This is a genomic window from Curtobacterium sp. ME-Dv--P-122a, from assembly GCF_030209645.1.
Taxonomy (GTDB): Bacteria; Actinomycetota; Actinomycetes; order Actinomycetales; family Microbacteriaceae; genus Curtobacterium; species Curtobacterium flaccumfaciens.
Map to the genome: position 1 here is coordinate 22,302 of NZ_JARVRO010000008.1, position 18,324 is coordinate 40,625.

Sequence of the window (18,324 nt, forward strand, 5' to 3'; positions counted from 1 at the left end):
AGAACCGAACGCCGGTGTGGTTTCGTGGCCGACTCGTTGCCGTGGATGCGGGGTCGAGGCCGGCTCAGGGCCGCCTGGGTGTTCCCTCACGACTGCGGACGGGATCAGGTCGTCGGGTGGAGTGTGGTCGCACGTGAGAGCGCCGGGGCTCGTCGGCTCCGGCATCCGTCCGAGAGGAGCTGCCATGACGTCGACCAACGCGACGAGCGAACTGCACCGGATCCTGGGAGAGCGGCTGGAGGGCGGAGGCACCTGGGCCTGGGCGTACGCCGACGTCTCCGGCAACGTCGAGGACCCCCGACGCCAGGCCGCGTTGAAGCTCCGGGCGGTCGAGGAAGCGCTCCGGGCGCAGGGCGCCGGTGACGTCGTCGTCGACCTGGTCGCGGCCGAGTTCGAGCAGGAGTCGGGCGTCCCGTCTCCCGTCACCCGGTACGTCCTCGTGCACGACGACATGGTCGTGCTGAGCGAGGTGCTGCCCGGCACACTGCACGGTCCCGAGTCGGTCGGGGTCGGCGCGGTGCCGGACCTCGTGCCGCTCGTCGCGCACCGGCCTGTCGACCTGCCGTTCCTGGTGGTCCACGCCGGGAAGGAGGGCGGGGCGTTCCGCGCCTACCGCCTCGGGCACGCGCCGGTCGCAGAGGACACGACCGAGCAGCAGGTCCGGGGGCGGAACGACACCCTGCACTACGCGAAGGCCGGCACCGGGTGGAAGCAGCCGCACTGGCAGCAGCACACCGAGGAGATCTGGAAGCAGAACTCGTCCGAGACCGCGGCCGCCGTCGACGAGGCCGTGCGGACGATCCGCCCCGGGCTGGTCGTCGTCGCGGGGGACGTCACCGCCCGGGAGCTGCTGGTGAAGGCGCTGTCGACGGAGACCCGGACGCTCGTGTCGGTGTTCCCGGGCGACCCTCGTGCCGACACCGGGTCGAAGCAGGCCTTCGTCGAACACGTCGAGACCGCACTCGCCCGTGTCGTCGCCACCCGTCGCCACGACCTCGAGGACGCCCTGCGGACCCACGTCGGCCGCGGCGACAACCAGGTCGTGACCGGACTCGGGCCGGTCGTCGAGGCGCTCCAGCAGGCGCAGGGCGCCACGGTCGCGCTCGACGCCGTCGCCGTCGGGGACCGGACGCTGCTCGCCCTTGCGGGTGCACCCTGGGTGGCCACTGCGCCGGAGCAGGCTGCGGGTGTGCCGGTCATCGCAGCGGTCCCCGCCGTGTGCGCGCTCGTCCGTGCGTCGGTCCTGACGGACGCCGAGCTCGTGCTCGTCAACGCGGCGTCCCTGCCCGGAGGCGCCCCCGCGGCTGCGCTGCTCCGCTGGCCGGTCGGGCCCGTGGTCCCCGCGTGAGCCTGGGCACGAGCTGACCAGGTCGAAACGGGCGTACCCGGTCGGAACGGGCGTACCCGGTCAGATCTTTCGACCAGGTACGCCCGTTCCTGCAGTGCATCGCACGTGACCTGGGAAGGAACGAACGGGGCGAACGGTCAGTCGTGCGAACGGTCGCGTCGGGGCACCAGCGGGACCGCGAGCAGCGGGAGCACCGCCACGATGCCGAACGACGCCGCGAACCCGAGCGCACCGACCAGCGCCCCGATGCCCGGACCGACGGCGCTCGCCGCGATGAACTGCCCGGTGTTCTGCGCCCCGAGCGCCCGGCCGGACCAGAACGGCCCCGCCGCCTCGGCGACCGACGTGTACGCCAGCCCGTTGTCGGCGACCGTCACGCTCGTCGCGAGCACCAGGAACACCGCAGCCCCGGCCAGGTGCGTCGCGTCGACGACCGCGAGCACCGCCATCACCACCGCGGCGCTCACCGCGACGATGCGCAGGGGGCCGACGCGCGATCCGGCCCGGTCGCTCCAGCCACCGACCAGGATCCGGCCGATCGCCCCGACGAACTGCGCGGCGCCGACGAGCAGCCCGGCCGCCGGCGTCGACCAGCCGAGGCCCACGAGCCAGACGAGCCCGTACGTCGACAGGGTGAACTGCGGCACCACGAGCAGGACCGAGACCGCGTGCACCCGCCACAGGAACCCGCTGGACCGGTAGGGGTTCGCGGTCGCCGTCGTCGCCACCGTGGCCCGGGCAGGGCGTGGCGGGTCGGTGATCCCGATCGCGCAGCAGACGGCGAGCACCGCGCACAGCACGATCGGCAGGACCAGGGCCGCGCGGATCCCGGAGCCCTCGGCGAGCTGCGGCACCGTGACCGCCGCGAGCGTCACCCCGAGCGGCTGCGACATCTGCCGGATGCCCATCGCGAGTCCCCGGCGCTCCTTCGGGAACCACCCCACCACGACCCGACCACTCGCGGCGTTCGTCGAGGCGCTCGTCATGCCGCCGGCCAGGAACGCCAACCCGAGCAGCACCGGGTCGCCCGCAGCGAGCCAGGCGCCCACCACGGCCAGCGTGGTGAGCACGAGTCCGCCGGCGATGACGACGCGCTCGCCGAACCGGTCGGTGATCGCGCCCCAGGCGATGAGCGTCAGCACCATGCCGAAGGTCGGGGCGGCGGCGAGCAGCCCGGCGGCCGGCAGGGACGTGCCGCGGCTGAGCAGGTGGGGGATGAGGAGCGCCGGCGCGGACACGACGAGCGTCCCCGCCGCCTGGGCCGCGACCCCGAGGGCGAGCATCGTCCAGGCGCGGGCGGAGACCGGCGGCGTCGTGGTGGATCGCTGCGGGGCGTCGGTCGTGGGCATGGGTCGTCTCGGCCGTTCGTCGTCGTTCCATCGCGGAACGGATTGGTATACCAGAACGGTATACCATTCCCGCCGTCGCGCCGCTAGGCTTGTCCGCCGTGACCGACACGACCGACGCCGCGCCCGTGTCGCAGACGGCCCAGCTCTACGACAACCTGCGCGCAGCCATCCTGACCCTCGACATCGCACCGGGGGAGCGCATCTCGGAGCGCGGGCTCGAGGCACGGTTCCACGCCTCACGCACGCCGGTCCGCGCCGCACTGTCGCGGCTCGAGCGCGAGGGGCTCATCCTGCACGAGGGTCGTTCGTGGACGGTCACCCCGATCGACCTCGACGAGATCGCCTCGCTCGCCGAGCTCCGCGGCATCCTCGAGCCCGCTGCCGTCCGGTTGGCCGTCCAGCGTGCCACGCCGGAGCAGTTGGCCGAGGTCCGCGGGCACCTCGACGCGCTCCAGCCGACCCCCGACCAGCAGGCCGGCATCCGCATGGGGTCGACGTTCCACCTCGACCTCGCCGCGCTCGGTGGCAACCGGTTCGTCACCGACGCCATCGCCGATGCCCTGACGCGGCTCGAGCGCACGCGCTGGATCGAGGTCCGCACGCCCGAGGCACGCGACGCCGCCTGGGACGAGCACAGCGCCATCATCGACGCCGTGCGCGACGGGGACGCGGACCGCGCAGCGGAACTCGTCGCCGCGCACGTCGCCGGCACGAACGACCGGCTCCTCAGCTGGATCGCGCAGGAGCGCCGACGCCTGCGCGGGGCAGGCATGACGATCGTGGGCGCGACCGAGCGCTGAGTGCGCGCGGACGTGAGCGGTCTGCGGGCGCTGCCCGGGCCTCCTGGCCGTGTCCGGGGGGGGGGGGGGGAGGCCGGGCGCGAGCCGCTAGCGCAGGTCCGTCGTCTCCTGCGGTGCGTCGAGGTCGTCGAACGTGCGGATCGAATCCGTGCGTTCGAGCAGCGCGTCGCGCACCTCGGCCTCGTCGTGGCTCGCGCGGAGTGCGAGCTTGCTCCCGGAACGTGTCGACTGTGACATGTCGTGTCCTTCCCCTGTGTGTGGGCAACCTGATCGGTGCGGGCACGCGGCCCGCTGGTGCGCTTCCTCACGGGACGTACTGAGGTCGGAACAGTGTCGCGCGACCCCCGCTGTCCCGCAAGCGTTTCCGGCACCGTGTGGAGAACTCCCGGCACACGGCATGCCTAGGATGGTCCGGCCGCACAGCGCGAGGCGCGGCACCAGCGGACGTCGAAGGGGAGGCACGGGTTGGCCGACCAGCGCACCGCACCTCCCACGGTCTACGACGTTGCGTCTGCAGCCGGCGTCTCCATCGCCACCGTCTCGCGCGTGCTCCGCACGCCCGACGCCGTCCGCGAGGGCACCCGGGACCGCGTGCAGGCGGCGATCCGGAGCCTCGGCTACGTCCCGTCCGGCAACGCCCGGGCCCTCGCCGGCAAGCGCACCGGCGTCGTCGGACTGCTGCTGCCCGGGTTCGACGTGGTGCCCGACGAGCGGCCGGACCTGGTCACCGACGGTGGCGTCCGCGTGGTCGACGACCGGCGTCACGTGACGCAGCCGTTCTCGTCCAACCTGTACTTCGACGAGGTCCTGCGCGGCGCCGAGACCGAGGCCTGGCAGCGGGGGCTCGCGCTCATGGTCGCCGCCGGGCGGGGCTCGTCGCGCGACGTCATCGTGAACGACGTCGCCGGCCGGGTCGACGGGCTCGCCGTGCTGGCGCAGACCGTGCCCGACGACCTGCTCGAGCACGTCGCCCGACGAATCCCCGTCGTGGTGCTCGCCGACGACCGGCGCTCGCACGGGTTCGACTCGGTGAGCGTGGACAACGCCGCGGGCATGCGGACCCTCGCGTCGCACGTCATCGGGCGCCTGGGGATCCGGTCACTCGCCTACGTCGCGGGTCCCATCGACTCGCCCGACGACATGGAGCGCTCGGCGGGGTTCCGCGCGGCGCTGGCCGACCACGGGGTGCCGGCCTCGGCGGTGCGCACCGTGCACGGCGACTTCGGCCGGGCCCGGGCGCGGGAACTCGCGGTGTCACTGCTGGCCGACGACGTCCCGCGCGCCGTCGTCTGCTCGAACGACCAGTCCGCCCTCGGGGTGCTCGACGCCGCCGCTGCCCGGGGGCTCCGCGTGCCCGAGGACCTCGTCGTGACCGGGTTCGACGGCATCGACGCCGGTCGGTTCTCGTCGCCGCGCCTGACGACGGTGCACCAGCCGATGGGGGCGCTCGGGCGTGCTGCGGTCCTGGCGATCGTCGACCGGCTCGAACGTCGCGAGGGGCCGCCGCGCGCCGTGCGCCTGCCCGTCGAGGTGCTGCTGCGCGAGAGCTGCCCACCCGCGCTGTAGCGTGCGTGCCGTCGCGAGGCCGCACCGTGCGAGGGGCGTGTGGTGCGAGGTTCCGTGTTCGGTGCGAGCCTCGCGACCTCGCACCACGGACGGAACCTCGCACCACGCGCGACGCCCCTCGCACCGTGCGACCTCCCGCGCCGACGACACCTCGCACCGTGCCGCCCCGCGAAACAACACCCGCAGTTGCACGGTGCGATGTAAGCGCATACATTGAGCACGTACCGAATCGACATGGAGGTCGACCGAGCAATGACGCTTCCCCCACAGCGCACGCGCGGCACGCGTGACCCAGGCCCCCGCCGCCGAGGCCGCCTCGTCGCGGCCATCGCCGGCCTCGCCGCAGTGGCCCTCGTGGCCACCGGCTGCAGCATCCAGGTCCGCTCCGAACCCGATCCCACCATCGGCAAGGACACGATGCTCATCAACGCGGACCGCGGCAACCCGCTGTTCGACCGCAACTTCAACCCGTACATCGCGAACGCGCGCACGGCCTCCAAGTGGATGTACGAGCCCCTCATCGAGGTGAACCCCCTCGACGGCAAGCGCAACCCGTGGCTCGCCAGCGCGTGGAGCCAGCCCGACGCGAAGACGATCGACATGACGATCCGCTCGGGTGTCGAGTGGTCCGACGGGTCGCCGTTCAGCGCGAAGGACGTCGTCTTCACCTTCGACCTGCTCAAGAAGTTCCCCGCCATGGACGTCAAGGGCGCGTGGCAGCACATCAAGAGCATCGAGCAGGACGGCGACCACGTCGTCTTCCACCTCAAGAGCGAGGACGTCCCGAGCCTGACGATCATCGGGCAGACGTACATCCTGGGCGAGGACCACTGGGGCGGCGTGAAGGACCCGACGACCTGGCGCGACCCGAACCCGGTCGGCACCGGTCCGTTCGTCCTCGGCAACTACACCGACCAGCAGTACTCGATGAACAAGAACCCGAAGTACTGGCAGGCCGACAAGATCGCCATCAAGCACCTCATCCTGCCGGCGACGAACACGCAGCTCGACACCGTCACGCGCGGCTACGACTGGGCGTACTCGTTCATCTCCGACGTCAAGGGCACCTGGGGTGCTGCGTCGAAGACGAACGAGTGGTGGTTCCCGGCCGGCGGTGTGATCGGCCTCATCCCGAACCTCACGAAGGCGCCGTACAACGACGTCAACGTCCGCCGGGGCATCTCGCTCGCGCTGGACCGTGACGCCATCGCCGAGACCGCGTCCGAGGGCAACCTGTCGGCGGCGGGCCAGACCGGCCTGATCCTGCCGAACCAGGAGCGCTACCTCAACCCGGACATCCCCGACAAGGGCATGATCACGCAGGACACGAAGGCGGCGCTCGCCAGCCTCGAGAAGTCCGGCTACACCGTGCAGGGCGGCAAGGTCGTCAAGGACGGCAAGCAGCTCGCGATCACGATCATGACCGCGAACGGCTACTCCGACTGGCTCCGCGCCGCGCAGGAGGTCCGCCGCGAACTGACGGCCATCGGCATCAAGGTGACGATCCAGGCGCCGCAGCCCGCCGGGTACCAGCAGAACATCAACAACGGCACGTTCGACATGGCGATGGGCGGCATGGGCAACGGTGACGTCTACCAGGCGTTCAACTCCCTGCTCAGCAGCGAGTTCTACCAGCCCGTCGGCAAGTCGACGGTCAACAACTACGAGCGGTACAAGAACGCCGACACCCAGAAGCTCCTCGACGAGTACAAGGCGACGACGGACACCGCGAAGCAGCAGGAGATCCTCGACCAGCTGCAGCAGACCGTGTACGACGAGCTCCCCGTCATCGGCATGTACTACGGCGGGCTCTGGGGCCTGTTCAACACCGGCAAGTTCGTCGGCTGGCCGAGCGCGAAGGACCCCTACATGGCACCGCAGAACTACGACTCGGCTCCGCTGCTCATCTTCACCAAGCTCCGGCTCCGCGACAGCGCCGCCGGCAAGCAGATCCTGCAGGAGCAGAACGCCGCGCAGCAGGAGGACCAGAAGTGAAGTACATCCTCCAGAAACTCGTCCTCTTCGTCCTGACCCTCTGGGCAGCGGTCACGCTGAACTTCGTGCTCCCGCGCCTGATGCCCGGCAGCCCGGCCGACGCCGCACTCGCGAAGCTCAGCCAGAACGGCCCGGTCACCGACGCCACAAAGAAGGCCATCGAGGCCCAGCTCGGGGTGCCGACCGGCAACCTCTGGGACCAGTACGTCAGCTACCTGCACCAGGTCATCACCCTCGACTTCGGCACGAGCTACACGTTCTACCCGCAGCCCGTCGGTGACCTCGTGTCGAAGGCCCTGCCCTACACGCTGATCCTCGTCGGGGTCGTCACGATCCTGGCGTTCGTCCTCGGCACCCTGATCGGTGTCGCGGCGGCGTGGAAGCGCGGCACCTGGCTCGACTCGCTGCCCACCCTGTCGGGCAGCTTCATGTCGACGTTCCCGTACTTCTGGACCGCCCTGCTGCTGCTGTTCTTCCTCGGCTACGTGCTGCACTGGTTCCCGACCACGGGCGCCTACTCGGCCACGACGACGCCGGGCCTGAACGGTGCGTTCTTCGGCGATGCACTGCAGCACGCGGTGCTGCCGGCGGTCACGATCCTGGTGACGAGCCTCGGCGGCTGGATCATCGGCATGCGCAACGCGATGATCAACACGCTCGGTGACGACTACGTGACCTTCGCCGAGGCCAACGGCCTCCGCGGGCGCACCGTCGCCATCCGCTACGCGGCCCGCAACGCGATCCTGCCGAACCTGACCGGCTTCGGTCTGGCGCTCGGTGGCGTGGTCGGCGGTTCCGTCCTGGTCGAGCAGGTCTTCGGCTACCCGGGCATCGGCTACCTGCTGTTCAACGCCGTGATCGGGCAGGACTACCCGCTCATGCAGGCCCTCTTCCTGATGATCACCGTGTCGGTGCTCATCGCCAACTTCATCGTGGACGTCATGTACGGCGTTCTGGACCCGAGGACGCGTCGATGACCAACACCACCACCCCGGACGCCACAGTCGCAGTCCGCACGCAAGAAGAAGCAGCCCAGGCGCCGAGCAAGCTCCGCGCCGCCGCCCGCCAGTTCGGCGTCGTCTGGTCGAACAAGAAGGCCCGGATCGGCATCATCATCCTCGGCGTCTTCGTGTTCGTGGCGATCTTCGCCCCGCTCCTGGCCCCGTACGGTGCCAGCCAGAACGGCTTCGCCCGGTCCGCCGACGCGACGCCCGACCACTGGATGGGCACCACCGCCGCCGGCGAGGACGTCCTGTCCCAGATCATCTACGGCGCCCGCATCTCGGTCATGGTCGGCGCGGTCGCGGGCATCCTGTCCACGCTCGTCGCCGTCGCGATCGGCCTCAGCTGGGGCTACGTCCGCGGCTGGATCGCCGAGGTCATCGGGTTCATCGTGAACCTGTTCCTCGTCATCCCGGGTCTGCCCCTGATGATCGTCATCGCCGCCTACCTGCAGAACGGCGGCATCGCGGTGATCATCGCGGTCATCGTCGTGACCGGTTGGGCATGGGGTGCTCGTGTGCTCCGCTCGCAGACGCAGTCGCTGCGCGGCCGGGACTTCGTCACCGCCGCCCAGTTCTCCGGCGAGGGCGCGACCCGCATCGTGTTCCGCGAGATCCTGCCGAACATGACGAGCCTCATCGTCGGCAGCTTCTTCGGGGCCGCCACCAGCGCCATCCTCGCCGAGGCGGGCCTCGAGTTCCTCGGACTCGGCGACTCGTCGATCGTCAGCTGGGGCACGATCCTGTACTGGGCGCAGAACTCGAACGCGCTGCTCACCGGGCAGTGGATCCTGCTCTTCGCGCCGGGTCTCTGCATCGCACTCCTCGCGATGAGCCTCACCCTGATCAACTTCGGCGTCGACGCCGTGTCCAACCCGCGGCTGCGCGACGGCGCACGGCCCCGTAAGGAGAAGCGCGCATGAGCGGCTTGCCAGAAACGCACCCGGCAGACGGCCTGGAGGCGCCCACCGGCGCCGCCACGGGCCTCCAGTCCGACAGTGGCGACGTCCAGGGCGACGCCTCCGTCCTGCTCGACGTCCGCGACCTGTCGGTCGTCTACGAATCGGCCGGCCAGACGGCCGTCCAAGCCGTCGACCACGTGTCGTTCCAGCTCAAGAAGGGCGAGTTCGTCGGCCTGGTCGGCGAGTCCGGTTCCGGCAAGTCGACGCTCGGCTACGCGCTGACCCGGCTGCAGAAGCCGCCGGCGCGCACGAACGGCGGCAGCATCGTCTTCGCGGGCAAGGACGTCCGCGACCTCGACGACGAAGCCCTGCGCCAGCAGCGGCAGGGCGGCTTCGCCATGGTGCTGCAGTCCGGCATGAACGCGCTCAACCCGGTGCGCACCATCCGGAACCACTTCATCGACGTCTTCAAGGCGCACGGCCACGTGTCGCGCGACCGCTGGGACGCCCGGATGAAGGAGCTCATCGAGAAGGTGAAGCTGCCGACGTCGATGCTCGCCCGGTTCCCCGGGGAGCTCTCCGGCGGCATGCGGCAGCGCGTCTCCATCGCCCTGGCGCTCTCGCTCGAGCCCCAGCTCATGGTGTTCGACGAGCCGACGACGGCGCTCGACGTGCTCGTGCAGCACGCCGTGATGGACACCATCATCGAGCTCCAGCGCACCGAGGGCTTCACGGCGATCCTGATCAGCCACGACCTCGGCATCGTCCTCGAGGCCACCGAGCGCGTCCTCGTCATGCACGAGGGCCGGATCGTCGAGGACGGCGGCTCCCGCGAGATCCTCCGCGACCCGCAGGACGAGTACACGCAGATGCTCCTGTCGCACTACGCCGACCCCCGCGCCGAGGTGGTGTCGCTGCCGGGCTTCCCGGACCGCTCGCTCCGCGCCGAGGCCGGCGAGAAGCGGCAGGAGACGACCTCGTCGTTCAGCACCGTCGGATCCCGCGAGCGCAGTGCCGCCCGCAACCCGATCGTCGTCGACCACATCGTGAAGACCTACCCGGCTCCCCGACGCGGTGAGCAGCCGGTGCAGGCCGTGCGCGACGTGTCGTTCACCCTCGAGCCCGGGCAGTCGCTCGCCCTGGTCGGCCAGTCCGGTTCGGGCAAGTCGACCATCGCGAAGCTGCTCACCGGCGTCGAGAAGCCGACCACCGGCACGGTCCGGTTCGGGGACCTCGACGTCGCCCGCCTCGGCAAGCGCGGCCTGCGGGACCTCCGCTCCGAGGTGCAGATGGTGTTCCAGGACCCGTACTCGGCGCTCAACCCACTGCACACGGTCGAGTACACGCTGTCCCGGCCGATCGCGAACTACACCGGGCTGCGCGGCCGTGATGCCCGCCGCCGGGTGCTCGAGATGCTCGAGACCGTCGGCCTCACCCCGGTCGAGCAGTTCGCCCAGAAGCTCCCGCACCAGCTCTCCGGCGGGCAGCGGCAGCGCGTGGTGATCGCCCGGGCGCTCGCGAGCGACCCGCAGGTGATCATCGCCGACGAGCCGGTCTCGATGCTCGACGTGACGTTGCGCGCCGGTGTGCTCGCACTGCTCGAGGACCTCCGCGAGCAGTGGGGCGTCTCGCTCCTCTACATCACGCACGACCTGCTGAGTGCGCGGCTCATCACGGACGACATCATGGTGCTCCACGAGGGCGCCGTGGTCGAGCGGGGGCACACGGCCCAGGTGCTGCAGGACCCGCAGGACCCGTACACGATCGCCCTCCTCGACGCTGTTCCCAACCCGCGGAGGACCCTGCGCGCATGACGAACCTGCACGACTTCCCGACGGTCCCGCCGTTCGGGCACCTGCCCACCCCGGACGGCGTCGACGTCGTCGGGATCGACGTCCCGGTCGGGCGGCTCACGGCCTACCGGATCGTGCCCGAAGGGGTGTCGAAGGGCACCGTGCTCATCGTCCCCGGCTACACCGGCTCGAAGGAGGACTGGCGGACCTTCCTGCCCGTCCTCCGCGACGCGGGCTGGACCGCGGTCGCGATCAGCCGGCGTGGTCAGGCCGACTCGGCCGCCCCGACCGAACCGCGGGACTACTCCCTCGACGAAGAAGCCGCCGACGTCGTCCGGGTCGCGCGCCTGCTCGACGACGGCGCCCCCGTGCACCTGGTCGGGCACTCGCTCGGCGGTGTGATCGTCCGGGCAGCCGCGCTCCAGGACCCGACGGCGTTCCGCGACGTCGTGCAGTTCTGCTCCGGTCCGCACGGGTGGCCGTACCGCAAGGTCGCCGAGCTGACGATCCTGCACGACACCGGGGGGAACCTCCGGCAGCTGTTCGACTCGACGAACCCGCTCTGGGCGTACCGGCCCGACGAGGCGCTGCCCGACGACGTCCGGATGGTCCGAGACCGCTTCGACGCGACGAGCCCGCTCAGCGTCGTCGCCGGTGGCCACATCCTCGAGGACCACACCGACGCCTCCGACGCCCTGCGCGCCACGGGCCTGCCGGTCCTCGTCGCCCACGGCGAGTGGGACAACGCCTGGCCGATCCCGTGGCAGCGGGCGATGGCCGAGCAGACCGGCGCCGAGTACGTCGTCATCCCCGCGAGCTACCACGGCCCCCAGGTCGAGAACCCGCTCGGGACGGTCGCCGTCTTCGACGCATTCTTGTCACAGCACTGAAAGGCACCATCATCTCCACGCTGCAGTTCCCCGACGGCTTCCTCTGGGGTGCCGCCACCGCCGCCCACCAGATCGAGGGCAACAACGTCAACAGCAACTGGTGGGTGCACGAGCACGAGCCGGACACCACCATCGTCGAGCCCTCGGGTGACGCGGCGGACAGCTACCACCGGTACCGCGAGGACATCCGCATCGCGGCCGACCTCGGGCTGAACTCCTACCGGTTCAGCATCGAGTGGGCACGCATCGAGCCCGAGCGCGGGTTCGTCAGCCGTGCCGAGGTCGACCACTACCGCCGCATGGTCGACGCCTGCCACGAGTTCGGCATCGAGCCGATCGTCACCCTCATGCACTTCACCGTGCCGCGCTGGTTCGAACGCGACGGCTTCTGGCGGGCACCCGACGCCGCCGACCTGTTCGCCCGCTACACCGAGGCCGCGCTCCCCGTGGTGCAGGACGGCGTCCGCTACGTCTGCACGATCAACGAGCCGAACATCGCGGCGATGCTCGCCGGCGGCGAGGACGCGGCCAACCTGGTGGCCTTCGGCCTGCCGAACCCGGACCTGGGCGTCGCCGACGCCCTGCTGGCCAGCCACAAGCGGTCGCGCGAGGTCCTGTCACAGGTGTCGGGCCTCCAGTCGGGGTGGACCATCGCGACCCAGGCGTTCAAGTCCAACGGTGAGCCCGGGGCGGACGCCATGCTCCGCGAGTACGGGTACCCGCGCGACGACTGGTACCTCGAGAACGCCGCCGGCGACGACTTCCTGGGCGTGCAGGCCTACACCCGCACGTTCATCGGTCCGGACGGGCCCCTGCCCGTGTCCGACGACGTCGAGACCACCCTGACGGGCTGGGAGTTCTACCCCGAGGCCTCGGCCGACGGGCTCCGCAGCGCGTGGGAGCTCTCCGGCGGCGTCCCGCTGATGATCACCGAGAACGGCATCGCCACCGCCGACGACTCCCGCCGGCAGGCGTACACGCAGGGCGCTCTCGAGGGCATCCACCGCTGCATCGAGGACGGCATCGAGGTCCTCGGATACCAGCACTGGTCGCTCCTGGACAACTACGAGTGGGCCTCCGGCTTCCGCCCGACGTTCGGGTTGGTCGCGTGGGACCGCGAGACCTTCGAGCGCACGCCGAAGGACTCCGCCCGCTGGTACGGGCGGGTCGCGCAGGCGAACGCCCTCGAGTCGGTCACCGTCTAGGACGGTCGACCCCGCAGGCGCGCGGCGGACGGGAGGCCCTGCTCCCGTCCGCCGCGCTTCCGTGCGCCCGGCACGTGGCCGGGGCACGGGCCGTGGTGCGGGCCGCGCTCAGGCCGCGGCGAGCAGGTCGGCGACGGCCGTCTCGCGGAGCAGCTCCGCCCGGTCCGCCGCGGTCGAGCCCTCGTCGTCGACGGCGTCCCGGTCGACGTCGAGCGACAGCACGACCCGGACGGTGTCGAGGTCGCCGGAGTCGACGGCCGCGATCAGCAGCGTCGCGCCCCGTGACCCGCGCGCCCTGGTGTCCGCACCCGCGGTGGCGAGGGCACGCACGATCGCGGCGTGCCCACCCCACGCGGCGCGGACGATCGGGGTGTTGCCGTCGCCGTCACGGGCCTCCAGGTCGGCACCCGCTCCGACCAGCACGTCGACCGCCCGTCGCGCGTCGCGGTCGATCGCCAGCGTCAGCGGCGTCCGCCCCTCGGTGTCCTCCAGCTGCAGGGTCGCGCCGCGGCGCAGGAGCTCCTCGAGCATCTCGGGGTGGTCGAACCACGCGGCGGCGTGCAGCGGGGCGAAGCCCCAGCGGGGGTCGACGTCGTCGACGTCGCTCGCGTCGTCGGCCAGGTGCAGTCCGCCGAGGTCGCCGTAGGCCGCTGCCCGCACCACCTCGGTCGTCCACTCGACCCAGCCGTCCGGCACCGGGCCGTGCCAGCCGCGTGCCGGGCGCGCCTCGAGGTCGGCGTACACGCTCTCGGCGACGCTCCGGATCGCCACCCGGACGCCACGGAACCGGATCGCGACCTCGCCGACGGGGGAGATCAGCAGACGGAGTTCCCAGGCGTCGTGCTCGTTCAGGTACTCGAGCTCGCCTCGGGCGACGTGGGCGTCACCGGCGAGCAGTGCCGCGGCATCGACGCCCGGCGGGTCGATGACGGCGTCCCGGAGCCGGAGCGACACCCTGGCGTGGTTCCAGCGACGCCACAGGCCGCTCGGGGTGTCGAGGACCTCGTCGTTGCGCACCACGATGTCGGCGTGCACGACGACCGGGTCGGGCACACCGTGCCCCGGCAGGTCGACGGGGGTCGTCACGTCGTCCTCGTCGGCGTCCGGGTCGACGACGGCGTCGGCGGACTCCACGACCCAGCGTTCGATCCGCGAGTCGGTCCACTTGACGGTCAGGAGCGCGGCGACCGTGGGCGGGGCGTCCTCGAGCAACCGGGTCACGTGTTCTCGCTGGCCGTCGAAGTCCTCGAGGGAGACGTAGCCAACGGAGGGCCAGTTCACTCGACTCCATCGCACGGGACGACACTACCCGGCGACCGGCGGCAGGGCTGCGGTGTGAACTCATCGCACTCGCGATCATCACACTTGATATGTCGTACCGGTATATCGTATGGTGGTCCGGCAGCGGAGGTCCCGCCGCGCCTGATCCGGAAGCGCACCCATGACCCCCAGTCCCACTCTCCCGACGGCGTTCATCGCCCCGGCAGCAGTCGTGTCGCCCTCGGCGGCCGTCGCTCCCGGGGTCCGCATCTGGGACGACTCCCACGTCGAGGCGCACGCGTCCGTCGGCAGCGAGACCCTCGTCGGCCGCGGCGTCACGATCGGCGCCGGCGTTCGCATCGGTGCCCGCTGCAAGATCCAGAACAGCGCCCTCGTCTACGGACCGGCGGTCGTCGGCGACGGAGTCTTCATCGGCCCCGGTGCCGTCCTCACCAACGACAACACGCCGCGGGCGATCAACCCGGACGGTTCCGTGCAGGACGCCGACGACTGGCGGCCCACGGCCGTCGTCGTCGAGCACGGCGCGTCGATCGGCGCCGGGGCGCTCTGCGTCGCCCCCATCCGCATCGGCCGGTGGGCGATGGTCGCAGCCGGCGCCGTCGTCGTCCACGACGTCCCGGACCATGCGCTCGTCGCCGGGGTTCCCGCCCGCCGCATCGGCTGGGTGAGCCGGACCGGACGACGGCTGGCGCAGATCGACGACCGCACGCTGGTCTGCACCGAGACCGGTGACCGCTTCCTCCACTCCGAGACCACCGACACGATCGAGGCGATCCGTTGACCACCACACTCGAACTCATCCCCGCGGCGAAGCCCCTCATCGGCCTCGAGGAACGCCGCGCCGTCGATGCCGTCCTCGAAGGGGGTGGTCTCGCGCAGGGCCCCGAGGTCGCGGCCTTCGAACGCGAGTTCGGCGACGTCCTCGTCGCCGGAGCCTCGGTCACCGCGGTCAACAGCGGCACCGCTGCACTGCACCTGGCGCTCGTCGCGCTCGGCATCGGTCCGGGTGACGAGGTCATCGTGCCCTCGTTCACCTTCGCCGCCACGGCCAATGCCGTCCGACTCGTCGGCGCCGAGCCGGTGTTCGTCGACATCGATCCCCTGACCTACTGCGTGGACCCTTCGGCCGTCCGCGCCGCGGTCACCCCGGCCACGCGGGCGATCATGCCGGTGCACCTCTACGGGCACCCGGCCGACATGACCGCGATCGCCCGGATCGCCGAGGAGCACGAGCTGCTCGTCGTCGAGGACGCGGCGCAGGCGCACGGAGCCCGCTGGGCAGGCGCGCGCGTCGGCAGTTCGTCCGACGCCGCGGCGTTCAGCCTCTACCCCACCAAGAACATGACCGCGGGCGAAGGGGGCATGGTCTCGACCCGCGACGCCGCGGTCGACCGGATGCTCCGGCTGCTCCGGAACCAGGGCATGGAGCAGCGCTACGCGAACGAGGTCATCGGCTTCAACGCGCGGATGACCGACATCCACGCCGCGATCGGGCGGGTGCAGCTCCGCAAGGTGCTCGGGTGGACCGCACAGCGTCAGGCGAACGCGGCCTACTTCAGCCGTGAACTCGACGGGGTGGTGACACCGACGACCGACCCCCGAGCCGAGCACGTCTTCCACCAGTACGTCGTGCGGGTGCCGTCCGACCGCGACGGCTTCGCGGCCGCGCTGCGCTCCGAGTTCGGCATCGGGACCGGGGTCTACTACCCGACGCCCGTGCACCGCCTCCCGTCGTTCGCACACGACCTCGACCTGCCCGAGACCGAGCGTGCCGCGTCCGAGGTCCTCGCGCTCCCCGTCTACCCGACCCTGACGCTCTCGCAGCTCGACCGCGTCGTCGAGGCCGTCAACACCCTCGCCGGGGCCGGACGATGAGCGGCGTACTGCGGGCCGGGGTGATCGGCCTCGGGATGATGGGGCGGCACCACGCCCGGGTCCTGCGCTCGCTCGAGGGGGTCGAGCTCGTCGGCGTCGCCGATGCCCTCGGTGATCAGCACGACGTCGCCCAGGGCGTGCCGGTCGTCCGGTCCGTCGGTGAGCTCGTCGCGCTCGGCCTCGACACCGCGGTCGTCGCGGTCCCCACGGCGCACCACGAAGCCGTCGGTCTGGAACTCGCCGCGGCGGGGGTGCACGCCCTGATCGAGAAGCCCGTCGCGGTCGACGGTCCGGCTGCCGCGCGCCTCGTCGCCGCCTTCGACCGCGCCGGACTCGTCGGCGCCGTGGGCCACATCGAGCGCTACAACCCGGCGCTCCAGGCGCTGCGACAGCGGCTCGACGCCGGTGAGCTGGGCGACGTCTACCAGATCGTCACGCGTCGCCAGGGGCCCTTCCCCGCACGGATCGCGGACGTCGGCGTCGTGAAGGACCTCGCCACGCACGACATCGACTCGACGTCGTGGATCGCCCGGTCACCGTTCGTCCACGTCGGAGCGCTCGCGGGCACCAAGAGCGGGCGTCCCCACGAGGACCTCGTCACCGTGACCGGACGCCTGGCCGACGGCACCCTGACCTCGCACCTCGTGAACTGGCTCACCCCGTACAAGGAGCGCCTGTTGATCGTCACCGGTGACCGCGGCACGTTCGTCGCCGACACCCTCACCGCCGACCTGACCTTCCACGCGAACGGCACCGTCCAGACCGAGTGGGACCAGGTCGCCGCGTTCCGGGGTGTGTCCGAGGGGGCCAGTACCCGGTTCGCCATCACCAAGCGCGAGCCGCTCCTGGTCGAGCACGAGGCGTTCCGTGACGCCGTGCTCGGGCGGCCGTCGGACGTCGTCACCCTCCGCGACGGCCTCCGGACGGTGCTCGTCGCCGAGGCCGTCCTCGAGTCCTCGCGGATCCAGCAGACCGTGCAGCTCGGCACGGACGCCGAAGGAGCAGCAGCATGAACGTCGTCGTCGTCGGTCTCGGCAAGATCGGGCTCCCGCTCGCTGTCCAGTACGCACGGTCCGGTGCACACGTCACGGGCCTCGACGTCGCGAGCGGGGTGGTCGACGCCGTGAACGCTGCGACCGAGCCCTTCCCCGGCGAGCACGGGCTCGCCGACGGCCTGCTTGAGGTGGTCCCCACAGGGATGCTCCGCGCGACCACGGACGCCGCGGCAGCGATCCCCGGCGCCGACGTCGTCGTGGTCGTCGTGCCGCTCTTCGTCGATGCCGACGGCATCCCCGACTTCGGCTGGATGGACGCCGCCACCGACACGATCGGCGACCACCTGCGACCCGGCACCCTGGTCGCGTACGAGACGACGCTGCCGGTCGGGACGACCCGTGGCCGCTGGGCACCCCGGCTCGAAGCCCGCTCCGGACTCGTCGAGGGGCAGGACTTCCACGTGGTGTTCTCGCCGGAGCGGGTCCTGACCGGCCGGGTGTTCGCCGACCTCCGGCGCTACCCGAAGCTCGTCGGTGGTCTCTCCGACCAGGGCTCGGCGCGCGGCCGGGCCTTCTACGAAGCGGTGCTGCAGTTCGACGAGCGCGACGACCTCGGTCGGCCGAACGGCGTCTGGGACCTCCGCACCGCCGAGGCCGCCGAGCTCGCGAAGCTCGCCGAGACCACCTACCGCGACGTCAACATCGCGCTGGCGAACGAGTTCGCCCGGTTCGCCGAACGGCAGTCCATCGACATCGCCGCGGTCATCGATGCCTGCAACTCCCAGCCGTACAGCCACATCCACCGCCCCGGCATCGCGGTCGGCGGTCACTGCATCCCGGTGTACCCGCGGCTGTACCTCTGGAACGACCCGGAGGCGACGGTGGTCCGTGCCGCCCGTGCGCGGAACGCCGCGATGCCGTCGCACGCGGTCGACCTCCTCGAGCGCCTGCACGGTGACCTGCGTGACCAGCGCGTCGTCGTCCTCGGCGCGGCGTACCGCGGCGGGGTGAAGGAGACCGCCTTCTCCGGAGTGTTCGGCACGGTCGACGCACTCCGGGCGCACGGCGCGCTCGTGACGGTCTCCGACCCGCTCTACTCCGACGACGAACTCCGCCGTCTCGGCTTCGAGCCACACACCGACGGCGAACCGGTCGACGCCGCGGTCGTGCAGGCCGACCACGCCGAGTACGCGACGTGGGACGAGTCCCGGCTCCCCGGCGTCCGCACGGTCGTCGACGGCCGACGGGTCCTCGACGTCGAACGGTGGGCGTCCACCACGGTGACCGCGATCGGTGCTCCGCCCGTGGTCCCCGTGGCCTGACA

16 protein-coding genes are annotated in these 18,324 nt (G+C 71.4%); 13 read left to right on the forward strand and 3 right to left on the reverse strand.

Translation table 11 applies throughout. From position 1 onward, the window contains the following. Nucleotides 1–184: 184 nt before the first annotated feature. Nucleotides 185–1,348: a baeRF2 domain-containing protein gene (locus QRN49_RS09340; RefSeq protein WP_284755298.1), complete on the forward strand. Its 1,164-nt coding sequence runs from the start codon at nucleotides 185–187 to the stop codon at nucleotides 1,346–1,348. A gap of 137 nt (nucleotides 1,349–1,485) precedes the next feature. On the opposite strand, the gene QRN49_RS09345 is transcribed toward QRN49_RS09340, so the two are convergent. After that, nucleotides 1,486–2,697 (reverse strand): MFS transporter, encoded by a 1,212-nt coding sequence (locus QRN49_RS09345; RefSeq protein WP_042538641.1) that lies wholly within the window; start codon nucleotides 2,695–2,697, stop codon nucleotides 1,486–1,488. A gap of 98 nt (nucleotides 2,698–2,795) precedes the next feature. Here QRN49_RS09345 and QRN49_RS09350 point away from each other — a divergent pair, with 98 nt between their 5' ends. Then, on the forward strand, nucleotides 2,796–3,497 hold the full coding sequence (locus tag QRN49_RS09350) for a GntR family transcriptional regulator (RefSeq protein ID WP_231564062.1): 702 nt from the start codon (nucleotides 2,796–2,798) through the stop codon (nucleotides 3,495–3,497). Between the two features lie 87 nt (nucleotides 3,498–3,584). Here the strand turns inward: QRN49_RS09350 and QRN49_RS09355 are convergent, their stop codons facing one another. Continuing rightward, nucleotides 3,585–3,734, reverse strand: coding sequence for a hypothetical protein (locus tag QRN49_RS09355; RefSeq protein ID WP_155896754.1), 150 nt, complete (start codon nucleotides 3,732–3,734; stop codon nucleotides 3,585–3,587). 228 nt (nucleotides 3,735–3,962) lie between these two features. Between QRN49_RS09355 and QRN49_RS09360 the strand changes: the two genes are divergently transcribed. From QRN49_RS09360 to QRN49_RS09390, 7 genes are all read left to right on the forward strand, one after another. Then, nucleotides 3,963–5,063 carry a LacI family DNA-binding transcriptional regulator gene (locus QRN49_RS09360; RefSeq protein WP_071250632.1) on the forward strand — a complete coding sequence of 367 codons (1,101 nt, stop codon included), beginning with the start codon at nucleotides 3,963–3,965 and terminating at the stop codon, nucleotides 5,061–5,063. Between the two features lie 252 nt (nucleotides 5,064–5,315). Then, nucleotides 5,316–7,058 carry an ABC transporter substrate-binding protein gene (locus QRN49_RS09365; protein WP_246521061.1) on the forward strand — a complete coding sequence of 581 codons (1,743 nt, stop codon included), beginning with the start codon at nucleotides 5,316–5,318 and terminating at the stop codon, nucleotides 7,056–7,058. Further along, nucleotides 7,055–8,035, forward strand: coding sequence for an ABC transporter permease (locus tag QRN49_RS09370; protein WP_017886395.1), 981 nt, complete (start codon nucleotides 7,055–7,057; stop codon nucleotides 8,033–8,035). The genes QRN49_RS09365 and QRN49_RS09370 overlap by 4 nt, the downstream gene beginning before the upstream one ends. Next, entirely contained in the window at nucleotides 8,032–8,982 is a 951-nt protein-coding gene (locus tag QRN49_RS09375; protein ID WP_111224784.1) for an ABC transporter permease, read from the forward strand. The genes QRN49_RS09370 and QRN49_RS09375 overlap by 4 nt, the downstream gene beginning before the upstream one ends. After that, complete coding sequence (locus tag QRN49_RS09380; RefSeq protein WP_284755306.1) at nucleotides 8,979–10,775, forward strand: ABC transporter ATP-binding protein; 1,797 nt, start codon at nucleotides 8,979–8,981, stop codon at nucleotides 10,773–10,775. Before QRN49_RS09375 ends, QRN49_RS09380 begins: the two co-directional genes overlap by 4 nt. Further along, nucleotides 10,772–11,644 carry an alpha/beta fold hydrolase gene (locus QRN49_RS09385; RefSeq protein ID WP_284755308.1) on the forward strand — a complete coding sequence of 291 codons (873 nt, stop codon included), beginning with the start codon at nucleotides 10,772–10,774 and terminating at the stop codon, nucleotides 11,642–11,644. The genes QRN49_RS09380 and QRN49_RS09385 overlap by 4 nt, the downstream gene beginning before the upstream one ends. Nucleotides 11,645–11,652: 8 nt before the next feature. After that, nucleotides 11,653–12,849, forward strand: coding sequence for a glycoside hydrolase family 1 protein (locus tag QRN49_RS09390; protein ID WP_502868998.1), 1,197 nt, complete (start codon nucleotides 11,653–11,655; stop codon nucleotides 12,847–12,849). Between the two features lie 108 nt (nucleotides 12,850–12,957). Here QRN49_RS09390 and QRN49_RS09395 read toward each other — a convergent pair whose 3' ends face one another. Further along, the gene (locus tag QRN49_RS09395) at nucleotides 12,958–14,145 is read right to left on the reverse strand and encodes an ankyrin repeat domain-containing protein (RefSeq protein WP_111091980.1); all 1,188 of its coding nucleotides are present in this window, start codon (nucleotides 14,143–14,145) and stop codon (nucleotides 12,958–12,960) included. 145 nt (nucleotides 14,146–14,290) lie between these two features. On the opposite strand from QRN49_RS09395, the gene QRN49_RS09400 reads away from it, so the two are divergent. Genes QRN49_RS09400 through QRN49_RS09415 form a run of 4 tightly spaced genes read left to right on the forward strand, consistent with a single transcriptional unit; the run spans nucleotide 14,291 to nucleotide 18,322 of the window. Beyond that, the gene (locus QRN49_RS09400; RefSeq protein WP_282819062.1) at nucleotides 14,291–14,911 is read left to right on the forward strand and encodes an acyltransferase; all 621 of its coding nucleotides are present in this window, start codon (nucleotides 14,291–14,293) and stop codon (nucleotides 14,909–14,911) included. Next, nucleotides 14,908–16,005: a DegT/DnrJ/EryC1/StrS family aminotransferase gene (locus tag QRN49_RS09405; protein ID WP_284755313.1), complete on the forward strand. Its 1,098-nt coding sequence runs from the start codon at nucleotides 14,908–14,910 to the stop codon at nucleotides 16,003–16,005. Before QRN49_RS09400 ends, QRN49_RS09405 begins: the two co-directional genes overlap by 4 nt. Beyond that, nucleotides 16,002–17,018: a Gfo/Idh/MocA family protein gene (locus QRN49_RS09410; RefSeq protein ID WP_111022720.1), complete on the forward strand. Its 1,017-nt coding sequence runs from the start codon at nucleotides 16,002–16,004 to the stop codon at nucleotides 17,016–17,018. Before QRN49_RS09405 ends, QRN49_RS09410 begins: the two co-directional genes overlap by 4 nt. Next, on the forward strand, nucleotides 17,015–18,322 hold the full coding sequence (locus QRN49_RS09415) for a nucleotide sugar dehydrogenase (protein WP_284755316.1): 1,308 nt from the start codon (nucleotides 17,015–17,017) through the stop codon (nucleotides 18,320–18,322). Before QRN49_RS09410 ends, QRN49_RS09415 begins: the two co-directional genes overlap by 4 nt. The last annotated feature ends 2 nt before the right edge of the window (nucleotides 18,323–18,324 follow it).